Annotated in this window: 16 protein-coding genes; 6 read left to right on the top strand and 10 right to left on the bottom strand. The window is 42.7% G+C overall.

Translation table 11 applies throughout. The features are described from left to right. Window positions 1-193: 193 nt before the first annotated feature. Window positions 194-577 (bottom strand): helix-turn-helix domain-containing protein, encoded by a 384-nt coding sequence (locus M1F05_RS11480; RefSeq protein ID WP_206086481.1) that lies wholly within the window; start codon window positions 575-577, stop codon window positions 194-196. A 349-nt stretch (window positions 578-926) separates the two neighbouring features. Here M1F05_RS11480 and mgrB point away from each other — a divergent pair, with 349 nt between their 5' ends. Continuing rightward, window positions 927-1058 (top strand): PhoP/PhoQ regulator MgrB, encoded by a 132-nt coding sequence (mgrB, locus tag M1F05_RS11475; protein WP_371007564.1) that lies wholly within the window; start codon window positions 927-929, stop codon window positions 1056-1058. A gap of 231 nt (window positions 1059-1289) precedes the next feature. After that, window positions 1290-2663 carry an amino acid permease gene (locus M1F05_RS11470; protein ID WP_206086483.1) on the top strand — a complete coding sequence of 458 codons (1374 nt, stop codon included), beginning with the start codon at window positions 1290-1292 and terminating at the stop codon, window positions 2661-2663. 62 nt (window positions 2664-2725) lie between these two features. On the opposite strand, the gene pagP is transcribed toward M1F05_RS11470, so the two are convergent. Next, a complete protein-coding gene (pagP, locus tag M1F05_RS11465) occupies window positions 2726-3301 on the bottom strand; it encodes a lipid IV(A) palmitoyltransferase PagP (RefSeq protein WP_206086485.1) in 576 nt (191 codons plus the stop codon). 574 nt (window positions 3302-3875) lie between these two features. Between pagP and M1F05_RS11460 the strand changes: the two genes are divergently transcribed. The 3 genes from M1F05_RS11460 to thiD all read left to right on the top strand — a co-directional run bounded on the left by M1F05_RS11460 (window position 3876) and on the right by thiD (window position 7251). Further along, entirely contained in the window at window positions 3876-5432 is a 1557-nt protein-coding gene (locus tag M1F05_RS11460; protein ID WP_206086487.1) for a YjjI family glycine radical enzyme, read from the top strand. After that, complete coding sequence (locus M1F05_RS11455; protein ID WP_206086488.1) at window positions 5404-6270, top strand: YjjW family glycine radical enzyme activase; 867 nt, start codon at window positions 5404-5406, stop codon at window positions 6268-6270. The genes M1F05_RS11460 and M1F05_RS11455 overlap by 29 nt, the downstream gene beginning before the upstream one ends. A 183-nt stretch (window positions 6271-6453) precedes the next feature. Continuing rightward, window positions 6454-7251: a bifunctional hydroxymethylpyrimidine kinase/phosphomethylpyrimidine kinase gene (thiD, locus tag M1F05_RS11450; RefSeq protein ID WP_206086490.1), complete on the top strand. Its 798-nt coding sequence runs from the start codon at window positions 6454-6456 to the stop codon at window positions 7249-7251. Between the two features lie 49 nt (window positions 7252-7300). Here thiD and yegS read toward each other — a convergent pair whose 3' ends face one another. The 7 genes from yegS to M1F05_RS11415 form a co-directional block, all read right to left on the bottom strand. Next, entirely contained in the window at window positions 7301-8200 is a 900-nt protein-coding gene (gene yegS / locus M1F05_RS11445; RefSeq protein WP_206086493.1) for a lipid kinase YegS, read from the bottom strand. Between the two features lie 439 nt (window positions 8201-8639). Beyond that, window positions 8640-10025 carry a tRNA 5-hydroxyuridine modification protein YegQ gene (gene yegQ, locus M1F05_RS11440; RefSeq protein WP_206086495.1) on the bottom strand — a complete coding sequence of 462 codons (1386 nt, stop codon included), beginning with the start codon at window positions 10023-10025 and terminating at the stop codon, window positions 8640-8642. Window positions 10026-10151: 126 nt separating this feature from the next. After that, window positions 10152-10847 carry a two-component system response regulator BaeR gene (baeR, locus tag M1F05_RS11435; RefSeq protein WP_206086496.1) on the bottom strand — a complete coding sequence of 232 codons (696 nt, stop codon included), beginning with the start codon at window positions 10845-10847 and terminating at the stop codon, window positions 10152-10154. A 2-nt stretch (window positions 10848-10849) separates the two neighbouring features. Then, complete coding sequence (baeS, locus tag M1F05_RS11430) at window positions 10850-12238, bottom strand: two-component system sensor histidine kinase BaeS (RefSeq protein ID WP_206086498.1); 1389 nt, start codon at window positions 12236-12238, stop codon at window positions 10850-10852. Continuing rightward, window positions 12228-15329: a multidrug efflux RND transporter permease subunit MdtC gene (mdtC, locus tag M1F05_RS11425; protein ID WP_206086500.1), complete on the bottom strand. Its 3102-nt coding sequence runs from the start codon at window positions 15327-15329 to the stop codon at window positions 12228-12230. Before mdtC ends, baeS begins: the two co-directional genes overlap by 11 nt. Beyond that, entirely contained in the window at window positions 15329-18451 is a 3123-nt protein-coding gene (locus M1F05_RS11420; protein ID WP_206086502.1) for an MdtB/MuxB family multidrug efflux RND transporter permease subunit, read from the bottom strand. The genes mdtC and M1F05_RS11420 overlap by 1 nt, the downstream gene beginning before the upstream one ends. Next, complete coding sequence (locus M1F05_RS11415; protein ID WP_206086504.1) at window positions 18451-19701, bottom strand: MdtA/MuxA family multidrug efflux RND transporter periplasmic adaptor subunit; 1251 nt, start codon at window positions 19699-19701, stop codon at window positions 18451-18453. Before M1F05_RS11415 ends, M1F05_RS11420 begins: the two co-directional genes overlap by 1 nt. 605 nt (window positions 19702-20306) lie before the next feature. On the opposite strand from M1F05_RS11415, the gene M1F05_RS11410 reads away from it, so the two are divergent. Next, window positions 20307-21230, top strand: a complete 924-nt coding sequence (locus M1F05_RS11410) for a hypothetical protein (protein WP_206086506.1) — start codon at window positions 20307-20309, stop codon at window positions 21228-21230. Window positions 21231-21286: 56 nt separating this feature from the next. On the opposite strand, the gene M1F05_RS11405 is transcribed toward M1F05_RS11410, so the two are convergent. Next, window positions 21287-22642 carry an MFS transporter gene (locus M1F05_RS11405; RefSeq protein ID WP_206086508.1) on the bottom strand — a complete coding sequence of 452 codons (1356 nt, stop codon included), beginning with the start codon at window positions 22640-22642 and terminating at the stop codon, window positions 21287-21289. Window positions 22643-23032: the final 390 nt, after the last annotated feature.

Genomic DNA, 23032 nt, shown 5'->3' with positions numbered 1-23032 from the left:
TACCTTACTCTAATTATTCGGAATGTAAATTATCTAAGTGGGTATAAATTAAGTTATGGATACGCAAAAGTGTCCTTGAACAGTGCATAATTTCAGCGGCTGTTCAAGGTATTAAACTGGATGCTTGGTTGAAATGACAATGTGTTAGAACATTAATTAGTAAATTCAAAGAATTAATGTGATTAACACATGTTCACTCATACTCTCGGGTTAAGTGCAGTGGTTGTTTTACATCGAGTTGAATTTGGTCATTTTGCCTAAAATCAAAGGGTGTAATGCCATACTCTTTACGGAACATATAGGTAAAGTGAGATTGGGAACCAAAACCAAAATCGAGAGCGATATCAAAGATAGATTGGCTACTATTACGTAATAAATTAACAGCCCCTGCTAAACGGCGCTGGCGAATGTATTTTCCTAAGGAAATTCCGGTGACTTCTTTGAATATTTTTTGCATATGCCAAAGTGAGTAGCCAGAGTAGGCTGCGAGCTCTTCTAGATGTATGACTCGACCCAAATGTTCTTCTATCCATTTACTCAACGCATAGACAAGTGCTAAGTGGTTATCTTGTGGCATCTCAAATAATTTCTTGTTTTACGGTAGTAGAAGTATACACAACTTCATTTCCCCATGACAAAGGCTGGTTGTGCGATATTCAGCAATTTTTGAATAAAAAAAGCACAAACAGAATAAGTTAACAAAGGATAGCGCTTAAAATAAGCATAATTATTGTAAAGATGTGCCAATTGCTTATTTTCCTCAAATTTCAAGTAATGAATTGGCGTACTATTCGCTATTCGAAAATTTACCCGCAATGCAGCCAAAATGCACAGTCATAAAATGATAGTGCATAAGCATTGTAATCATTTGAAAGATAAAAATCATCTTTGTTATTCTGAAGGAATGCCCAGTGTTCAGCCGTATCATTGTTATCACCGTGAGTGTTTTGTTAGTTTGCTTGTTTCTTTACTTACTTGCTATGGATAACGTGTGCGATCAAGGTGGAGATAACTTTATTGTTGGAATTTGTCGTGTAACCGACTTGTTACCATTTTGAATTTGCTTTTTAATGCACAATACTTGATATTGAAGCGCGATAATAATTATTCAGTATCGTTGCGTAATGGATGAATAAAGGTAGGCAATAAATCAAAAATACCTTTAAGTATTTTAAATGCAAAAACAGCATCATAAGAATGTGGTTTTAATAAGAAAATTCAAATAAACTTGTCCGATTATTATAATTTTGGACGATAAAAAGCAAGTAATAGGACAAAAGGGTAAAGTTATGGCGCAAGAGCAGCAAATGCTAAAGCGGGGATTGAAAAATAGGCATATCCAGTTGATTGCATTGGGGGGCGCCGTTGGTACAGGCTTATTCCTTGGGATTGCAACAACCATACAAATGGCAGGGCCATCTGTTCTTTTAGGTTATGCATTGTGTGGCGTTATTGCCTTTCTTATTATGCGTCAACTGGGCGAGATGATTGTTCAAGAACCCGTTGCAGGTTCTTTTAGCCATTTTGCCTTTAAATATTGGGGTGGTTTTGCGGGTTTTTTATCTGGCTGGAACTACTGGTTTATGTTTATTCTTGTCGGCATGACGGAGTTAACTGCGGCAGGGAAATACATGCAACATTGGTGGCCTGAGCTACCAATTTGGGTATCAGCAGTGATATTTTTTATCGCCGTTAATGCGGTAAACTTGATTAATGTTCGTTCTTACGGTGAAACTGAATTCTGGTTTGCATTAATTAAAGTGATTGCAGTTGTCGGTATGATTATCTTTGGTTGTTACCTCCTGCTAAGTGGTCACGGTGGGCCACAAGCTAAAGTGAGTAACTTGTGGGAATATGGCGGCTTCTTTGCGAAAGATTTTCATGGTCTCCTGATGGCACTTGCCATTATCATGTTTTCGTTTGGTGGTTTAGAGCTGGTGGGGATCACGGCGGCAGAAGCGGAAGACCCTGAAAAAAGCATTCCAAAAGCCATCAACCAAGTTGTTTACCGCATCCTGATTTTCTATATCGGTTCACTTGCAGTGCTGTTAGCGCTTTACCCATGGGTTGACCTTGATGGGAAAACGAGTCCATTTGTCTTAATTTTCCATGAATTAGGTGACTTGCTGGTTGCGAACACCTTAAACTTTGTCATCTTGGTTGCGGCGCTTTCTGTGTATAACAGTGGTGCTTACGCGACAAGCCGCATGCTATTTGGTTTGGCTCAACAAAATAATGCCCCAAAATTCTTGTCTAAAGTGAATAAAGGTGGGGTTCCTATTATGGCATTGCTGGTTTCAGGTATTGCAACATCAGGTGGGATACTGATTAGCTTTGTGATGGAAGGAAAGGCATTTGAATTATTAATGTCTTTAGTCGTCACCACATTAGTATTGAACTGGATTATGATTTGCGTTTCGAACTTGAAATTCAGAGCGGCAATGAATAAACAAGGTGTAGCAACTAAGTTTAAGAGTATCTGGTATCCATTTGGTAACTACCTGTGCTTAGCTTTCTTATTGTTAATTCTAGGGATTATTTTAACGATGGACGGGTTACGCGTTTCTGTTCTGATGATCCCGGTATGGATTGGTGTGCTGTGGATTGGCTATCAATTCTCTGGTGCGAAGAAGCAAGATGTCGCGAAACGCCAACAAAGCTAGAATTAAACGTTAAAAAAAGGCCAGTAGATAAAATCTCTGGCCTTTTTTGTATCACAGGGTTTTTACCACTGCCAACGCAACCATGCAAACAAGACGTTTCCGTTATTGTAGGTTCCTGGAATATACGTTGCTTGAAGTGAAAGCCTGTCATATTCCACCGAAACTAAAGGAAGCGGTGCAGGGATTGGAATGTAATACATGTCCTTGCGTGCTGTGACACTTAGCGTGAAACCTGCTCCCATTCGAAAACCATCAAGATCGCCAGGGATCCACATTTTTTGGTAGGCGTAGCCACCAATTGGCTCCCAGTCGTTATGTGAATCTTTAAAGGCCATTGCATAAATAGCGTGCCAGTCATTATCTTCATCATAACGGTATTTACCAAAACCAATTCCCCAAGGACGTTCGTTGTATTCATCTGTTTTCTTCTTGTCATACATGGCACGGTTGTGCCATGTGACCGCAGGAACATACAGTTCATACTTATCGGAATCCCAAGTGGAACTGACATTCCCTTTGAAAGTATCCCAAAGATTGGTTGATTGGTTTTGTGCCAATGCAGGTGTTGACATGCAGACGGAAGCACCCATTAATATTGAGGCACCGATGACCCATTGTCTTTTTTTATAAACTCTCATTGAAGATCCAGTTCTTTATCGCTGATATAAATGATAATTAGCTCGCTAATGATTGTTAGATTAGCATTTTTATAATAATTATTAGCTGAATTATTTTAATTAAGATACACAAAAGATGACAGTATTTATTCAATTGTTAAGAAAAAATAATTAAGTGAGGCTATCCTAACAAGGTTATACAAGTAAAATTATTCATGGGGTATATATTAGCCTAAATTCACATTATTTCAGTGTATAGCTTTCCTAAAAAGTGTTCACGGAGGGCTTGAGCGATATTTTGAGGGGGAGGTCAGTTTCTAGACTTCAATTACATCATGGCTCGATAAGAAATGACGATTACTACACATATTGCTTGTTACTAATAGATTGTAATTTCAAAATATTTTAGGCTTTTACGGTGTTGTTATTAATAATGTTGACGCCGTAGACATTTATGAGAAAAAACGTGCAAACAATTCAAAAAAGTATGACGGGCGTCAAACCAAGAAAGCGCTCAATGGGATGAAATGCGTCTATAGGCGGCATATTGACTGCCCAAGGTGTGCTACCGCACCTAGACATATAAGGAACTCCTATGATGAAGCGCCAAGAACCTTTAACCGATTACCAAGCCAAATGTTTGGCCATCGCCACGGACAAGTTATTATCACCCAGACAAAAAGCTAACTTTTTAGCCATTGAGGCGGAAAGCAATATCCCCTATCTTTCAATGAGCAAGCCCTTAACTGAAGCGTTAAATGAGCGTGTTATTTGCGACATGTATGAAGGGAATGCGCCTTATAAGCCACGTTATGTTTTACCTGATTATGTGAAGTTTCTTAAACAGGGCTCCAGCTACTTAGAGTTAGCCCCAGCAGAAGACTTTGACGATGCACTTAATCATTTGATGATTATTTATAACCATGTGCCTTCTGTCACTGGATTCCCCGTTTTTCTTGGGTACCTTGATAAAATTTTAATGCCTTATGTGGGGGAGTTGACGGAAGAGCAACTTTATCCGAAATTAAAACGCTTTTGGGTAATGTTGGATCGCACGTTACCTGATGCATTTATGCACGCGAATATTGGGCCTGATGACAACATTATTTGTCGTCTTATTCTGCGTATTGATGCGGAATTAAAGCAGGTTGCGCCAAATTTAACGTTTGTTTATCACCCGCAAAGAACCCCTGAATCGCTTTTTTTACAAGCCATTGAGAACATTTGTGAATGCAGTAAGCCGCATATTGCCAATGACCTTGTGCATAGTGCAGCATTCGATGAGCAAGGTTATGGTATTGTCAGTTGCTATAACTCTTTGCCTGTTGCGGGTGGGGGGAGCACATTGGTGCGAATCAACCTGCGTGAAGTGGCTTTACGCAGCCAAAACTCAGATGACTTCCTGCAAAATCAACTGAAAAAATATTGCGATTTACAAATGGAGCTCATCGAAACGCGCAGTGCGTTTTTATTTGAAGAGTCTAACTTCTTCCAAACTAGCTTCCTTGTGCACGAAGGATTGATTGAGCCACGGCGTTTTGCGCCGATGTTTGGTATTTTTGGTTTAGCAGAAGCCGTCAATCTGTTAATGGAAAAAGATGGGCGAAAAGGCCAATATGAGCCAAATTCACCCGCGTTGCCGTTATCTTATCAAATCAGTGAACAACTTGCTGATTATGTTGAGTCGACCCCCGTTAAATATGGTTATAAACAGCGGGCGATGCTGCATGCTCAATCTGGGATCAGTTCAGATATTGGCACCACGCCAGGAGCGCGGTTGCCTTATGGGGAAGAGCCAGACCCCGTTTCACACATTCAAGCCGTCGCGCCGCATCATAAACACTACCTATCTGGGATCAGCGACATCTTAACGATCGATGAAACTATCAAGCAAAATCCGCAAGCGCTCTTGCAGTTGTGTAAAGGGGCATTTAGCTGTGGAATGCGTGAGTTTACGGCAAATGTGGCTAGCAATGATTTAGTGCGCGTTACGGGGTATATGGTACGTTTGTCCGATATTGAAAAATTCAAAACAGAAGGGTCGAGAAGTAATACCACATGGTTAGGGGAGGAAGCGACAAAAAATTGCAAAATTACGGCAAGGCAACAGCGAGTGATTAGCCATGAGCAATCGATGCGCTACACTGAATAAAATCATTCCCTTCTCGTGTGTTGATGGGCCTGGTAATCGGCAAGTTATTTTCTTGCAAGGTTGCAATTTGCGTTGCCTAAATTGCCATAACCCATACACCATGGCGTTGTGTGATGACTGTGGGGATTGTGTCGCTACCTGTCCCCATGGTGGTCTATCCATGGTGGATGGTAAAGTCATTTGGGACAATGTGGCTTGCCAGCTTTGTGATACGTGCCTGCAAACCTGTACAAAAAACTCAAGCCCAATGACAATACCATTGAGCGTGAGCGAGGCCATCAGCAGCTTGAATAAAAATGTGATGTTTTTAAATGGCGTTACGATCAGTGGTGGGGAAGCGACAACCCAGCTTCCCTTTATTATTGATTTGTTTAAAGCCATTAAAGCATCACCATTACTAAATCATTTAACCTGTTTTATTGATACCAATGGTCATCTTGCAAAAGCGGGGTGGGCACGGGTGATAGACTACACCGATGGAGTGATGGTGGATTTAAAGGCCTGGAGCGATGAATGTGCATTACGATTAACAGGGAAAGATAATCAGCGCGTTTTTGAAACAATTCAATTATTAGCAAATGCAGGAAAATTATACGAACTGCGCTTATTGTATATTCCGCAGCAAACGGACTATCAAGAACACATCGATGTGTTGGCGGAATTCATCAACACATTGCCATCAGCAACACGAATAAAAATTAACGCATTTCAGCAGCACGGTGTTAAAAATGAAGCGGCAAATTGGCTCGCTGCCACGCAAACTGAAGTGGAGGCGTTTGCGGCTCAGTTGCGCGCGCGCGGTGTTGAAAATATTCATTTACCGAATGTTTATTTATAAGACAAGCTGACCCTTCTGATATAAAAATACGGTTTTAATTCACTAACTCATTAAATTTCAGTCAGTAACCGCTGGCATTTGTTAAATGTTATGAGACAATTAACGCGGTTTTATTGTTTGTTATAAACCATATCTTACATCGATGATATTGACGTATTTTCTAATTAGAAAGGGGAGTCACTCATGCGTATTAATGCGTTAACCATTGCTGGAACAGACCCATCAGGTGGTGCAGGTGTCCAAGCGGATTTAAAAACGTTCTCGGCACTTGGGGCTTATGGAACCAGCGTGATGACAGCATTAGTGGCGCAAAATACGCGTGGCGTACAATCTGTTCAGGATTTACCTGCACAATTTGTTGCTGCGCAGCTTGATTCCGTTCTCAGTGATGTGCGCATCGATACTGCTAAAATTGGCATGTTATTTAATCAAGCCAATGTGGAGGTTGTCTCGAACGCATTGAAACAATATCCTATTCCGTTTGTGGTGTTAGATACCGTGATGGTTGCAAAAAGTGGTGATCCCTTACTGTTGCCAGAGGCGGTTGATGCTCTGCGCCAGCAATTATTACCATTAGTCTCATTAATTACCCCAAATTTACCCGAAGCAGCGGCATTATTAGATGAAAAAGTGGCGCAAACAGAAGGTGAAATGTTGGCACAAGGCTATAAGCTCCTTGAAAAGGGCTGCCAAGCTGTTCTGATGAAGGGGGGGCACCTGACAGATGCGCAAAGCCCTGACTGGCTAATTACCCCACAAGGGGAGTGGCGCTTTACTTCTGTACGTATTAACACGAAAAATACACACGGTACGGGCTGTACGTTGTCTGCGGCATTAGCGGCATTGCGCCCACGTCATCTTGATTGGCAGTCGACGGTGAGTGAGGCAAAAGCCTATCTGCAAGCTGCGCTAGAACAAGCTGATAGCTTGGAAGTGGGGCAAGGGATCGGGCCTGTTCATCATTTCCATGCATGGTGGTAACAAAACGAATATCAGGAAACTCGAGTCAGGTTTCCTGATATTAGACCGTTTAGGCTAACAAGTGGCATTGTGGTGGTAGTCTGCATTGTATGGCATTTGTTTGAACATGAAAGGTAAAGGAATCCCCTGATAACGGTTCTCCATCTAGGTTTAATACCATCGTGTGAGGGGAAGAAATTTTTACCCAGGTTAAGCTCTTTTCAATTAAATGCTCATTTTTATCCGTTGAAAATAAATTGCTTAATAAAGCGGGTAGTACGTCTCTTGAAGGGACTATCAGTAAATCAAGTTTGCCATCATTGATGAGTGCATGAGGGGTAAGTTGTTGGCCTCCACCCGCCTGTTTCCCATTGCCAATTGCGATAACCAGTGTTTCACCTTCCCAAGTAAAATTGTCTGATTCAATACGGCAGATATCTGTTTTTAGGGTATCTGGGCGTAAAAGGCCATTTATCACATAAGCCGCACCACCAAGTGCAGATTTAAGTGCTTCTGGGGTTTCTGTGGTGATCCGTGTGCCAAAACCCCCCGTTGCCATATTAATAAAAAAGTATTTTTCATTAACCTGAGCAATATCAATGGAAACGGCTTTGCCTTTCACTGCGAGGGAGAGTGCAGATTCAATATCTAAGGGAATATTTGCACTCGTTGCAAAATCATTTGCGGTGCCCATAGGGAGAATACCTAAAGTAGGGCGCTTTTCAGCAGGAAATTGCATGAGTGTACTTGCAACTGCATTGATTGTGCCATCTCCGCCAGCAGCAATGACAGTGGCAATATTATTCGCTATGGCATCGGCAATAAAATCATGAGTGTCTTGTATTTCCCATGGAATCCGCACTGTTATTAAATAATTTTCTTGGCGCAAATGGGCGATGGCTTTACGCAGATCAGGGTTATTTGATTGCTTGCCGTTGAGGATAATCATAGCTGACTGATATTTAATCATAAATACTCATCCATAGGGTTTATTATCTAAAATGAGTATAAGGGGATTTCATTTAAGAAAGGAAATGTTTTATCTTTTTTACAGAAGAGTGGGTCAGGAAGAGAAAAGGTTTAGATAAAAGAAATGGCTAGCTCAAGGGAGATTGAGCCAGCCAAGGAGGTGGTTCCTAGTCTTATTTTATGACTTTCTAGTTCTTCGTTTTCGATAGTGACTATACGATATTGAATAACCAATTGATGTGATCTGTTGCATAAAATTGGATATTAAGTGCACTGTTCAAAGAAAATGTCAATAACGAGAATGATTCTCAAATACGAAATGGCACTTAAAGTGAAATTGGTTTATCGATTACCGATAAAAAAGCCAAAAATTCAAATAACTAAATTATGAATTCTTGGCTAGGTCATCATGTATTTTTATCGAAAATTATCGCTAAGCGTTAGCTTGCAATGGGGTTTTCTGACTGAGTTTGGTGCGGGTCGCGGGTTGTTGTTCCTGCAAGGTTACGGATCAACAAACCAAAATTGACATCAACGTCTTCAGGAATAGGCAGGTATACTACATGGCCGTTACCTGGTGCGACATCAATGGCTTCACCTTTACGGTTCGTTAATGCATCGAGCATAAACACAATGTTACCTGCAGGTGTCATCATTTCTAAGCTATCACCCACGCTAAATTTATTTTTTACATCCACTTCCGCAAGGCCATTAACACGCTTACCCGTAAATTCACCCACAAACTGCTGAGTATCTGACACAGAATAGCCGTATTCGTAAGTTTGGTATGCATCATGAGTATGACGACGTAAAAAACCTTCGGTATAACCACGGTGAGCTAACCCTTCTAAGGTGGATAGCAACGTTGGGTCGAATGGTTTACCTGCGACAGCGTCATCAATCGCACGGCGATAGACCTGCGCAGTACGAGCACAATAATAGAAAGATTTAGTGCGGCCTTCGATTTTCAGTGAATGAACACCCATTTTAGTTAGGTTTTCAACATGTTCAATCGCACGAAGGTCTTTAGAGTTCATGATGTACGTGCCGTGTTCATCTTCAAACGCGGTCATATATTCGCCCGGGCGTTTGGCTTCCTCAATCATAAACACTTTATCCGTTGGCGCGCCAGCCCCTAATGTTGGGGCGATGTTTTGCACGGGAATGGGCTCATGAACATGAACAATATTGCCCACATCATCTTCTTTACCTTCTTCCACTTTATATTCCCAACGGCATGCATTAGTGCAGGTACCTTGGTTCGGGTCACGTTTATTAATATAACCTGATAGCAGGCAACGGCCTGAATACGCCATACAGAGTGCTCCGTGGACGAACACTTCCAATTCCATGTCAGGCACGTGCTGGCGGATTTCTGCAATTTCTTCCAAAGACAATTCACGGGACAAAATCACACGAGTCAATCCCATTTGTTTCCAGAATTTTACCGATGCCCAGTTAACCGCATTTGCTTGAACAGATAAGTGAATGTCCATGTCAGGGAAGGCTTCACGCACCATCATAATCAGACCTGGGTCAGACATAATTAGCGCATCAGGGCCCATTTCGATAACAGGTGTTAAGTCACGAATAAAGGTTTTTAACTTGGCATTGTGTGGTGCAATATTGACCACCACATAAAATTTCTTGCCCAGCTCATGGGCTTCTTGAATGCCTTTAGCGAGGTTTTCGTGGTTAAACTCATTGTTACGAACGCGTAGGCTATAACGGGGTTGTCCTGCATAAACGGCATCGGCACCATAAGCGAATGCATAGCGCATATTTTTTAATGAACCAGCAGGGGATAAAAGTTCTGGTGTAAACATGGTTTGTCTCTATCTGATATCAAGTCAGCACCATTTCCGTGGAAATGGCGTATTAAGGGCGGTGATTTTAACGCTAATTGCGCCAAAAACCAAATATCCCTTAATAAAAGTACGTCTATTTAGCCTTTAAACATCATCCCAACGATAACCTAGTCCATAAATTGAACGAATAAAGGTTTTTTCGTTATCTAATGATTCTAGTTTTCGGCGTAAATTTTTTACGTGGCTGTCGATTGTGCGGTCTGTGACGACACGATGGTCATCGTAGAGAATGTCGAGGAGTTGATCACGGGAGAACACGGTGCCTGCATTATCGGAAAGATATTTAAGCAACCGAAACTCAGCAGGGGTGAGCTCAAGTAATTTTGTGCCATAGCGCACTTGGAACGCATTTTCGTCAATAATCAATTGCGTTGAATGATGGGATTGAGATGGCTCATTGGCAACTTGGCAACGGCGTAAAATGGTTTTAACACGAGCAACCACTTCCCGCGGGCTAAACGGCTTACAAATATAGTCATCAGCACCAATTTCTAGCCCTAATAAGCGGTCGATTTCCTCCGTTTTTGCCGTCACCATCACAATGGGAACATCACTGAATTTGCGTAATTCACGGCAAACCGATAATCCATCTAAGCCAGGCAGCATTAAATCTAATAAAATCAGGTCAGTGTGGTTATTTTGCACATAAGGAATAACCTCATCACCACGGCTTAATAAGGTAGGGAGGTAATTTGCTGCTTGCAAGTAATCAAACAAAAGTTGGCCTAACTTGGGCTCATCTTCCACAATCAAAACATGTGCATTGTGATTTTCTGCCATGGTTAAATCCCTTTTTCCTGAAATTGTAGCGGTAAAGTGATGGTAATTTTGACACCGCCGAGGGATGAAGGCTCTGCGGTGATAGAACCATTATGCGCTTCAACAATATTATAGCAAATGGCTAACCCTAAACCAGAGCCGCCACTGGCGCGGTTACGGGAGCCTTCAGCACGGTAAAATCGCTCAAAAATATGTTGGCACTGCAGCGCGCTCAGACCTGGGGCGCTATCTTGCCAAACAATAGACAGCTGATGGTGTTGCTCTGTGACATCAATGGCAATTTTCCCACCTGAATCAGTATAACGAAGGCTATTTTCCATCAAATTATAGAATAATTGGTTAATACGGTCTGGGTCAGCAAATACAATGGCTTGTTCGCTAAAGTGGCGTGAAACGGTTAATTGTTGGTCTTCAATACGCCAGCGAGATTGCCCGATGACCATATCCAATAAGGGAATAATATCAATAGGGTGTTTGCGATAGATCAGTGAACCACGGTCAGAAAGCGATAGTTGATGTAAATCATTTACCAATTTGATTAGCGTGTGAGTTTCATTGAGTAGGGAATTAATTGTTTCGGGTGTTGCTTGGCGCACGCCATCTTGTACCGCCTCTAATTCACCGCGTAAAACGGATAGCGGCGTGCGCAACTCGTGAGAAATATCTGCCATATAATCACGGCGCATTTGCTCATTTTTTTCAAGGGTAGAGGCGAGGTGGTTGAAATCTTTCGCTAATTGACCAAGTTCGTCGCGGCCTTCTTCAGGTACACGGGTGGTAAAGTCACCACGTGCTAACTGATTCGTGCCTTCGAGTAACCGTTTGATGGGTTTTAAAAAACTCCGAGCCAGAAAAATAGTGGCTATCAGTGCCACAAACAGGGAAAGCCCTGCGATCACCCAACTAGTATACAGTTGTTTGCTGTCAAAGCGACGGTCAAGCGCGCTGCTAATACCATCTTCATAGCTGGCAACAAGCCAACCAACGGTGTTGCCATCATCGGTGATAATTGGCTCTCGGATTACTTTGCTTGGCAGCGGGGTGTCCTTACCAAAAATTAGTCTATCTTGCGTGTCATAAACCCAAAATATTGTTCTCCATCGCTGGCGCATCGGGCCTCGATGTTGTTGGTGCTCAACAGCGCGCAAAATGCGGAAAAAAGTCCGCTCATCACCTAATAAAAAGCGCCAATTGCCCATTTCTTGATATTGCTCCGCAAGGGCGGCAGAGACTTGTTCCACCCGCTGTTGATCATTTTCTTTAATATAATCAACAAAGCCGTGTTGAAAACTCATGCGTACGCCTTGGTGCATGATCACCACAAGCAGCAAGCAGGTGGCGAAGATTGCCAGAAACAAGCGGGTACTCACACTGTTAAACCTAAGCTTCATGGTGTTTCTCCGTTTTAAGGCGTGACGCTGCCTTTTTGCTTGCCCAACGTTGCCTCAAGCTATCAAAGCTTAAATAGACCACTGGCGTGGTGAATAGTGTGAGCAGCTGGCTCATGATTAAACCGCCAACGATGGTGATCCCCAGCGGTTGGCGTAATTCTGCACCATCACCACTGCCTAAAACTAAGGGTAAAGCACCGAAAATCGCTGCTAGTGTGGTCATCAAAATGGGGCGAAAGCGCAATAAACTGGCGCGAAAAATGGCTTCTCGAGCCGTTAAACCCGCAGTTCGTTGTGCTTGAATAGCAAAGTCCACCATGATGATGGCGTTTTTCTTCACGATGCCAATGAGCAACATAATGCCAATTAAGGCGATTAAACTAAATGGCGTATCAAATAATTCTAAGGCTAATAATGCACCGACCCCTGCAGACGGTAGGGTGGACAAAATTGTCAGTGGGTGAATGTAGCTTTCATACAAAATACCGAGCACTAAATAGACTGTGACGATAGCTGCTAAAATTAAAAATAGCTGTGATTTCAAGGTTTCTTGGAAAACCTGCGCGGTGCCTGCAAAAGTCCCCCGTACAGTAGAAGGCACTCCAAGAGCTGTCATTGTTTTTTCAATTTCCACCATTGCATCATTTAGCGTATAGCCATCCGCCACGTTAAAACCGATCGTGGACGCGGCTGATAACCCTTGGTGATTCACACTAAGTGGCGCGTTGGCAGGTTGCCAGCGAGCAAAATAGGAAAGGGGGATTGCTTGCCCTGTTTTGTTAATTACAAACATGTTATCAAGGGCGCTTACATCTTGGGTATATTCAGGCGCGACTTCCATCACCACTTTATATTGGTTCATGGCTTCATAAATCGTCGAAACTTGACGCTGACCAAAGGCGTTATTCAGTAAACTGTTGGCTTCACGTACATCTATTCCTAATTGTGCCATTAGGTCTCTGTCATAGGTGATGGCCATTTCTGCGCCTTTGTCTTCTTTATCAGAGTTCACATCCGTTAATTGTGGAAGCTCACCTAATGCTTTACGGATGGCGGGCTCCCAATCTCTTAGCGCATTAAGCTCATCAGCAAGCAAGGTAAATTGGTAGCTGGCATTTGCCTGGCGACCGCCAACACGGATATCTTGTACTGGCATCATAAACAAGTTTGCCCCTGGCTCGTTGGCAAGCTTGACGCGTAACCGGTTGATAACGGTAGCTGAGTTTTCAGTGCGCTCCCCAAGGGGTTTCAGCGAGATATACATAAAACCACTGTTAACGCGGCTGCCACCCGTAAACCCCGTTACATTATCGATAGCGGGGTCTTCTTTAACCTGTTCCATAAAACGGGTCATTTTTTCTTTCATTGATTGGAACGAGATACTTTGGTCGGCACGGACAAAGCCCAATACACGACCTGTATCTTGTTCAGGAAAAAATGCTTTAGGAACAGTAATATATAAATAAACATTAAGCCCAATAGTGGCAAACAAAATCGCTAATACGCTACGGCGGTGGTTTAACACCCAGTTTAGTGCAATACCATAGCGTTCTTGAACCCACAGTAAGATACGACCAAAGCCACGGTGTTTGGCTTTACTATTTCTTCCCCGCTTTTTAAGCAAATATGCGCACATCATGGGGGTCAGAGTGAGGGAAACAATTAATGAAATCCCAATTGCGGTTGCAAGGGTAATGGCAAACTCACGAAAAAGCCGACCAACCAGCCCATCCATCAAGAGGAGAGGGATAAACACTGCAACCAAGGATATACTCATGGAGACGACAGTAAAGCCGACTTCATGCACCCCTTTGACTGCAGCCATAAAGGGCTTCATGCCATTTTCAATATGACGGGAAATATTCTCCAAAACCACAATTGCATCATCGACCACAAAGCCCGTAGCAACGGTCAATGCCATCAATGATAAGTTGTTAAGACTAAAGCCACATAAATACATGGCAGTAAAAGTACCAATTAGCGAAACAGGTACGGCAATAGCGGGAATTAAGGTAGCACGTCCAGAACGTAGGAATAGCAGTACCACCAAAATAACCAATGCGACGGCGATTAACAGGGCACGTTCCACTTCTGCAAGGGAAGCGCGAATGGTTGGCGTTCTATCTTGTGCGACTTTGAGGTCAATGGCGGCAGGGATCATGTCCCTAAATTCAGGGATTTCAGCCCGTATGCGATTGACGGTTTCAATAATATTGGCACCCGCCTCACGGCGGATCACAATCAAGATGGCGGGCTTGCCATCTGCCATTCCAGCTGCACGGACATTCTCAATAGAATCTTTGACATTGGCAACGTCACTGAGCTTAACTGCGTTGCCTGCCTTATAGTGCACAATAATTGGCCGGTAATCTGCCGCTTTTTTTAACTCATCGTTGGTTTGTACCTGATACCGTTTTTCGTCATCGTTAATGTAGCCTTGGGGTTGGCGCACGTTAGCGCTACTGATGGCTGAGCGCACGGCATCAAGGGATACGCCTTGGTTGAATAACGCTGTTGGGTTTAATTCCACACGCACTGCGGGAAGTGAACCACCGCCTACAGAAACCTCACTAACGCCTTCAATTTGTGCAATACGTTGGGCAAGGCGTGTCGAGGCGATATCATAAATTTCCCCTGTTCCTAAGGTCTGCGATGTCATGGTTAAAATCATGATTGGCGCATCGGATGGATTCGATTTGTAGTAGCGTGGGCGACTGGGCATACCGCTAGGCAGCAGGGTTTGGGCGGCATTAATGGCGGCTTGGACTTCCCGCGCCGCGTTATTGATATCTTTATCAAGATTAAATTCGAGGGTGATTGTGGTGCGACCCAGTGCGCTGCTTGAAGTCATCTCGCTGATCCCTGCTATGCTGCCTAATGAACGCTCTAAAGGCGTTGCAACGGAAGATGCCATGGTTTCAGGAGATGCGCCAGGAAGTGACGCTGTCACGTTAATCACAGGGTAGTCCACTTGGGGAAGCGGCGCGACAGGTAAAAAGAGAAAACTTAATGCACCGCACAAGGTGATCGCTACACTAATCAGTGTGGTGGCAACGGGGCGGCTAATAAACAGGGCGAAAAAGCGTTTCATTACGATACCTGCGCCTTATTTATTTGACGGCGTGCTTTTAGGTAATGTGACAAACGGTCAAATAACAAATAAATCACAGGGGTCGTGAATAACGTTAATATCTGGCTCATAATCAAGCCCCCTACCATACAAATCCCCAGCGGTTGGCGCAACTCGGCACCTACACCCGTACTGAGCATTAACGGCAATGCACCTAGCAATGCAGCCATTGTTGTCATCAATATTGGGCGAAAACGTAATAAACAAGCTTGATAGATGGCATCATACGGTGACATGCCTTGTTCTCGCTCTGCGGCTAGAGCAAAGTCAATCATCATGATGGCGTTCTTTTTCACGATACCAATCAATAAGATAATCCCTATTACCGCGATAACATCGAGGTCTTTTCCTGCCATCATTAAGGCGAGCAGTGCACCTACGCCCGCCGTGGGTAAGGTCGAAAGAATGGTAATGGGGTGAATAAAGCTCTCATATAAAATACCTAGCACGATGTACATCGCCACAATCGCGGCTGCGATTAGCCAAATGGTGCTGCTTAATGCAGCTTCAAAGGCTAACGTCGCGCCTTGGAATTGCGTAGTAATGGATTTTGGCATCGAAATTTGTGATTCCGCGTGCTTAACCGCATTGACTGCGGATTCTAAGGATGCGCCATCGGCCACATTAAATGAGAATGTCACAGCAGGGAATTGATCAAGATGATTAATCGCCAATGGGCCATAGCCTTCTTGAATGTTCACTAAGGTACTGAGTGGCACTATGGCGCCATCGGTACCTTTTAAGCGAATATCGTTCAGGGCATCCATACCATCGCGGGTTTGCGTATCATGCTCTAAAATGACGCGATATTGATTCGATTGGGTATAAATGGTTGAAATCATGCGCTGACCAAAGGCATTGTACAGCGCGTTATCGATGGATGACATGGTAATGCCAAAACGGCTTGCTGTATCGCGGTTAACATTCACATAAGCGACTAACCCTTTATTTTGCCAATCACTACTCACATCCGTTAACTCAGGTTGCTGCTCTAACTCACTCATCAACTTAGGCACCCAAGTCGATAACTCATCAAGAGTACTTGCTTGCAAGGTGAATTGATATTGAGTACGAGCCACTTGCGTATCAATGGTTAAATCTTGCATTGGTTGTAGGTATAAATTCACTCCCGCAATGTTATCTACGGATTGTTGCAGACGAGCAATAATAGCAACGACGCGATCTTCACGCTCATCAAGGGGTTTTAAGGTAATCTGAAGGCGCGCATTATTCAGTGTTGCGTTTGTGCCATCGACGCCGACGTAGGTGGTGACGTTATCAACGGCAGGGTCGGCGAGGAGCTTGTTCGCGACTTCTTGCTGCTTTTGTGCCATCGCAGAAAACGAAATGGATTGCCGACTTTCAATGGAGCCTTGAATAATGCCGCTGTCTTGTAATGGGAAGAAGCCTTTTGGGATCCACATATATAACAAGACGGTGAGTACCATAGTACCAAGCGCAACGGACAGCGTGAGCCACTGGTGGTTTAAAATTCGCTTCAGCCAAATGGCATAACCTGCCACCATGCGGTCAAAGAATCGCTCACATGCTAACTCAAAACGGTTATGTTTATGCTGCGATTCTGGTTTTAATAACCGCGCACACATCATTGGGGTGAGCGTGAGGGATACCACCGCTGAAATCAAAATGGCAACAGCAAGGGTAATGGCAAATTCACGGAATAAGCGGCCAACAATATCCCCCATAAATAACAGCGGAATTAACACAGCAACAAGAGAGAAGGTTAGGGATATGATGGTAAAACCAATTTCCCCCGCGCCTTTTAATGCCGCAACCAGCGGTTTATCCCCTTGTTCTAAATAGCGGGAGATATTTTCGATCACGACAATGGCATCGTCCACGACAAAGCCTGTAGCGATGGTTAGCGCCATTAATGTTAGGTTATTCACGGAGAATCCGCAAAAATACATCACCGCAAAGGTGCCAACCAGGGAAAGTGGCACTGCGATACCTGGAATTAACGTGGCAATCCCGTTGCGTAAAAAGAGATAAATGACCATGACAACCAGCGCGATGGCTAACATCAACTCAAATTGCACATCATTGACTGAAGCGCGGATGGTGCTGGTTCTGTCCGTTAAAATATCGACATTAACGGATTTAGGGAGGCTCTCAATAAGTTCAGGTAATAATGTACGAATAGTATCCGTGGTTTCAATTACGTTCGCACCAGGTTGGCGCTGAACGTTAATCACGATCGCTTGTTCGTTGTTTGCCCATGCCCCGAGATATGCATTTTCAGCACCTTCTTTGACGGTTGCAATGTCGCCAAGGCGAACAGGTGCACCATTTTGGAATGCAACAATTAACTTACGGTAATCATCGAGGGATTTCATTTGGTCATTGGCGGAAAGGGTCACCGCGCGAGTTGGGCCGTCAAAACTCCCTTTAGCAGAATTGACGTTGGCATTATTAATCGCGACACGAATAGTTTCGCTGTCCAGCCCTTTGGCTGCCATCGCTTGAGGGTTAAGATTCACCCGCACAGCAGGGCGTTGACCGCCAGCGAGTGTCACTAAACCCACACCATTAACTTGGGAGATTTTTTGTGCGATCCGCGTTTCAATAATATCTTGTACTTGTGTCAACGGCATGGCATCGGATGTCACCGCTAACGTTAAAACAGGCGGGTCTGCAGGATTCACTTTGTTATAGATGGGGGGGTAAGGTAAATCCGATGGCAATAGACTGCTGGCGGAATTAATCGCGGCTTGTACTTCTTGTTCAGCAACCTCTAACGGCAATGAAAGCTGGAACATCAAAGTGATCACAGACGCGCCACCTGAGCTCTGGGATGACATCTGCTTTAAGCCTGACATCTGCCCGAATTGGGTTTCCAGAGGGGCTGTAACTGCGGAGGTCATGACATCAGGACTTGCGCCAGGATACAGCGTCACGACCTGAATGGTGGGGTAATCGACCTCAGGTAAAGCGGAAACGGGTAAGAAGCGATAGCCAATAATCCCTGCCAGTAATATAGCCACCATGAATAAGGTTGTTGCAACTGGGCGCAAGATAAATAGGCGAGATGGGCCGCCACCTTTTAACATTTCAGGCCGCATTATGCTTTCTCCGCACGAGTCGGTTGACCTTTACGGGGTTCTTTGTCTTTTTTCGCTAAGCTTTCAGGGGTAACGACTTCAACTGTTGTACCATCGGTGAGCTTATCTACACCGTCTGTAATCACTTTTGTGTTGGCGGCTAAACCACTTTCAATCACTACCTGTTGGCTATCTTGCATCCCTACAGTGACGGTATGCTTGCTCACTTTGTTATCTTCACTGAGAACCCAGACATAATGGCCTTCATTACCCATTTGTAAGGCTGCGGTGGGGATAACTACAGCATCTTGTAGGGTTTCGACTTGCATCTTCACATTCACAAATTGGTTCGGGAACAATTTTTGTTCCTCATTGGTGAAGCGTGCTTTAATTTTCAATGTGCCTGTTGCCGCATCAATTTGGTTATCGGTACTGAGCAGTTCGCCACGAGCAATCAGGGCAATGTTATTACGATCCCAAGCTTCAATCAGGACATTTTTACTGTTCGCTTGGGCTTGCTGGATTGCGGGGATATCCCCTTCAGGTAAGGCAAACAATACATCTGCGGGCTGCGTTTGGGTGATCACAACAATCGGTGTTGATGTTCCCGACGAGACAAAATTACCCACATCGACTTGTTTTAAACCTACACGTCCAGAAATAGGGGCTGTGATTTTGCTGTAAGTTAATTGCAACTTAGCACTGTCGACAGCGGCTTGATCGACTTTAATACTGCCTTGAGCTTGTAATACTAATGCACGTTGGTTATCCAGTTCTTGTTGTGAAATGACTTTTGTACCCGCTAATTTTTGGTAACGGGCTAAATCCAGTTGAGCATTGGCGAGTGTTGCCTTGTCTTTTGCGAGTTGGCCTTCAGCTTGGGCTAATTGTACCTCAAATGGGCGAGGGTCGATTTGTGCGAGCAAATCCCCTGCATTGACGTATTGCCCTTCAGTAAAATAGAGCTTCATCAATTGCCCTTCAACGCGGCTGGTTACTGTCACCACATTAGCGGCTTGGACCGTTCCTAAGCCCGATAAAAACCGTGGAACCACTTTTTGTTCAGCGACAGCAAATTGTACTGGTGCTAAAACGCGAGGAGGGCGGCCCATTGCACTGCGTTGTGAATTGGGTTTGGCAACCGCGCTTGAGTTAGGCGTATCTGCGGTTTTTTCTTGATTGTAAAAATACCAAGTCGCTCCAGCGGCCACAATGATGGCAACAAAAATAGCAGAGCGAGTAAAAGATTTGCGGCGATTTTGCTTATTCATTTTTGGTCATTCGCTTAACTCAAAAGAGTGGATAAAATTAGTCTGGCTGTGAGGCAAAAAACTAACTGAAAAGAGTCAGTTACACATACTAATAGTTTAGCCTGATAGGCACAAAGAAAAATGGAGGAATTATGAATAAGTGTCAATTTATGTACGTACCACTAACTAGTGGTTTGATGTAAAGGAAGGATGATACATTTCGGAATATCTCCAAGCCGAGGTGAGTACTGTTTTTTTGTTTTTATATTCCGTCGGTTATGGCTTTTTCAACGTCATTTAAAAATGAATTATTCAAAATTATATAAATAAAAAATTAGTTTATGCGGTTTAAAACGCATAAAGTTTAAGTGCTGGTCGATATGTACCATTGTTAGGTTTTACGTATAAAACTAACTTATTAAAATGGAAAATAACTGAAAAGAATATTACCGATAACACAGAGATGCAAATTCAAACGGTTACTTAAAATAATAATATAGCCATTAATTATGTAATGGATGTTTTGGTATGCTATTTATGGCATTGATATTTTAGTAATTCATTGATAGTAGCCTCTGTTTTGGATGGAAGAAGGCTAATGGGTAACGAATAACAAGGTTAAATTTATGAACTATTCAGTCGATTCGAAAAGAAAAAATTATATTAATAAACTTATGGAAATAGAAAATAAGTTATTAAATCTCGATGGAAAAATTAATCTTCTTGAAGATAAGCTAGCATCTTACGCGTTAAGAGTAGATGGATATTTGGCGAATTTCTCAGTGTTAGGCGCACAGGGGGATGTTAAATATAAAAATAACTCAGATTATTATGATTTGATTTTTGATATCAAAAAAGACTATTGCGGTAATTTAAATAACTTTAAGTTCACCTTGCTTCATGCAAAAGATTTTATCAGGGTAATTCGAAATCAAGTTTGCTGTGCATACGATAAAGAAAGAACTAAACACGATTTATATTTTGATTTTTCAGATGATAAAACGTCATTAGTTGAGGATTATACAAAAATAACCAATAACAGATATGCACCAATATCTATAATGGAACCATATGAGAAAGAGCGTTTATTATTGATAATTAAAAGTAATAAGCAACTGAAAAAGACTTCAGATCAATTGATTGCAGATATAATATATATTGAGAATGAAGTGAAGGGACTTACATCTAATATACCATATAAAGGCCATAATCATTTAGAGGCATTATTGAGTGAGGTCATGCAATTAAAGACTGAGATAAAAGGCTTATCTAAGAAGATAAACAATGAAGGTGCAAATACGCTAGATACAGAATTGTTTATTGCAAAAAATAAAGAGTACGAACAACGACAGGGCTATCTAGATAGTCTGATCAAGAGAAGCGAATTCAATCATAATAAGAAAGAATTAAGTAAAGATGATACTCGAGTATATCTAGATGAAATTATTTCACTAATGAGTAGCATTGCTAGCGGTGATACAGTTATCGCTCAAGATCAACATAATTTTGTAAGATCACTAGATAAGCTTTTTTACGGTCAGAGGAGTTAGCATAAAGAGGCCCCTGTTTATTAAGAATATGAGGGGCCATTTAAGTTTATATTTTATTAATTTGTTGCTTCGGAATTTAAGACAGGTACACGCTCATCATTTTTATTGTTATTGACCGTCCACCCCTTCCAAGAAAGAGGAATGAAGGCAACGGCAACGGCTAACAATGACACGCCTGCCACATAATACGCAGGCGCCATGTGAGATTGTTGCAACCATGCGCCTGTTAAAATTGGTGTTAAACCACCAAAGATGGCGTAGGCAACGTTATAAGCGAATGATAAACCTGAATAACGAATTTCAGGTGGGAATGCACGCGTGCTGATAATTGGCGTTGTTGCAATCGCACCGACAAAGAAGCCCATCAAGCCATAGTTAAAAATTAAGGTGTTGGCGGCAATATCCGTTGATAAAGACGAATAAAAATAAATCGCTGTGACTGCTAATCCGCCCCATGACAAGGTCATAGAAGTACGAGTACCTGTTTTATCCCCTAACCAGCCCCAAAAAATACAGCCTAACGTCAGGGTTAATGTGGCAGCACAGTTGGCTTGTAACGCAATATTACGGTCAATATTGTAGATGCCTTTTAAAACCACATCAGGTGTCATCAAAATCGTCACAACAATCGCCGTTGATAATGACCATGTCAGCGCTGCAGTGATCATACAGGCTTGCTTATGGGATTTAATGACCGTTTTTACAGGTAATTCTTGAGATAACGCTTTCTTCGCAGCTAGCTCCCTAAAAATAGGTGTTTCTTGCAAGAAACGACGTAAATACACAGAGATAAAGCCAAAGATACCGCCCAAGATAAACGGAATACGCCATGCGAAGTCATGGACTTCAGCAGTCGTGTAAGTGCGCTCGATAATGATAGCCACGATGGAACCTAATAAGATACCACCAGTGATCCCTGACGTTAATGTGCCAACACCTAAGCCGTAACGCTGTTTTGGCGTATGCTCCGCGATAAATACCCATGCCCCTGGCATTTCACCACCGATAGCGGCACCTTGCATGATGCGCATTAACAATAATAACAGTGGCGCTGCGGCACCAATGGTTTCAAATGTTGGCAAGAAACCAATCACGAATGTTGGAAATGCCATCAAGAAAATACTCAAGGTGAACATTTTTTTACGGCCAATTTTGTCACCAAAGTGAGCCATAATAATGCCGCCAAGTGGGCGAGCAAGGTAACCCGCTGCAAACAAGCCAAGTGTCGCCATTAGCGCGAGAAATTCATTATCCCCAGGGAAAAAGAGCTGAGAAATAATTTTCGCGTAGAAGACGAAAATAACGAAATCATAAAATTCCAGTGTGCCGCCTAAAGAGGACAAGCCTAAGGTTTTATAATCTTCTTTGCCCAACGGTCGTGCCGAGGGCTGGCTGGTTGTTTGCGATGTCATAATACTATCCTTCTAAAATACCTGAAAATATTCACGATGATATAAATTCAGGGTAACAAGCATTTACTCAAAATAATGAGCCAATCATATTTATTGGGTGCAGATAAGAGGTCGAAAACGTTGGATGGGTATAACGTAGTTCAATACACAGTATCTTTTTGCATGCCTTATTTATAGCAGGAAATTCTATATTCTGTAAACCGCAACACCAAAAACAAGCATAACATTCTTATTAGTTTTCTTTGTTAGGGTTTAATATCTAATGCGGCTTTAAATAACCTTATATGATGTTAATAATCTGCATTTTGCAGAATATCGTATATTTAAAATAGTAATATATTTAGTTAATTATGATTAATTTAATAATTTCTTACTATTTAATGTAATGAA

The sequence above is a fragment of the Providencia sp. PROV252 genome (assembly GCF_033676005.1).
Taxonomy (GTDB): domain Bacteria; phylum Pseudomonadota; class Gammaproteobacteria; order Enterobacterales; family Enterobacteriaceae; genus Providencia; species Providencia vermicola.
Note: the sequence above shows the minus strand (reverse complement) of the source record. Positions and strands in the feature narration are given on the sequence as shown.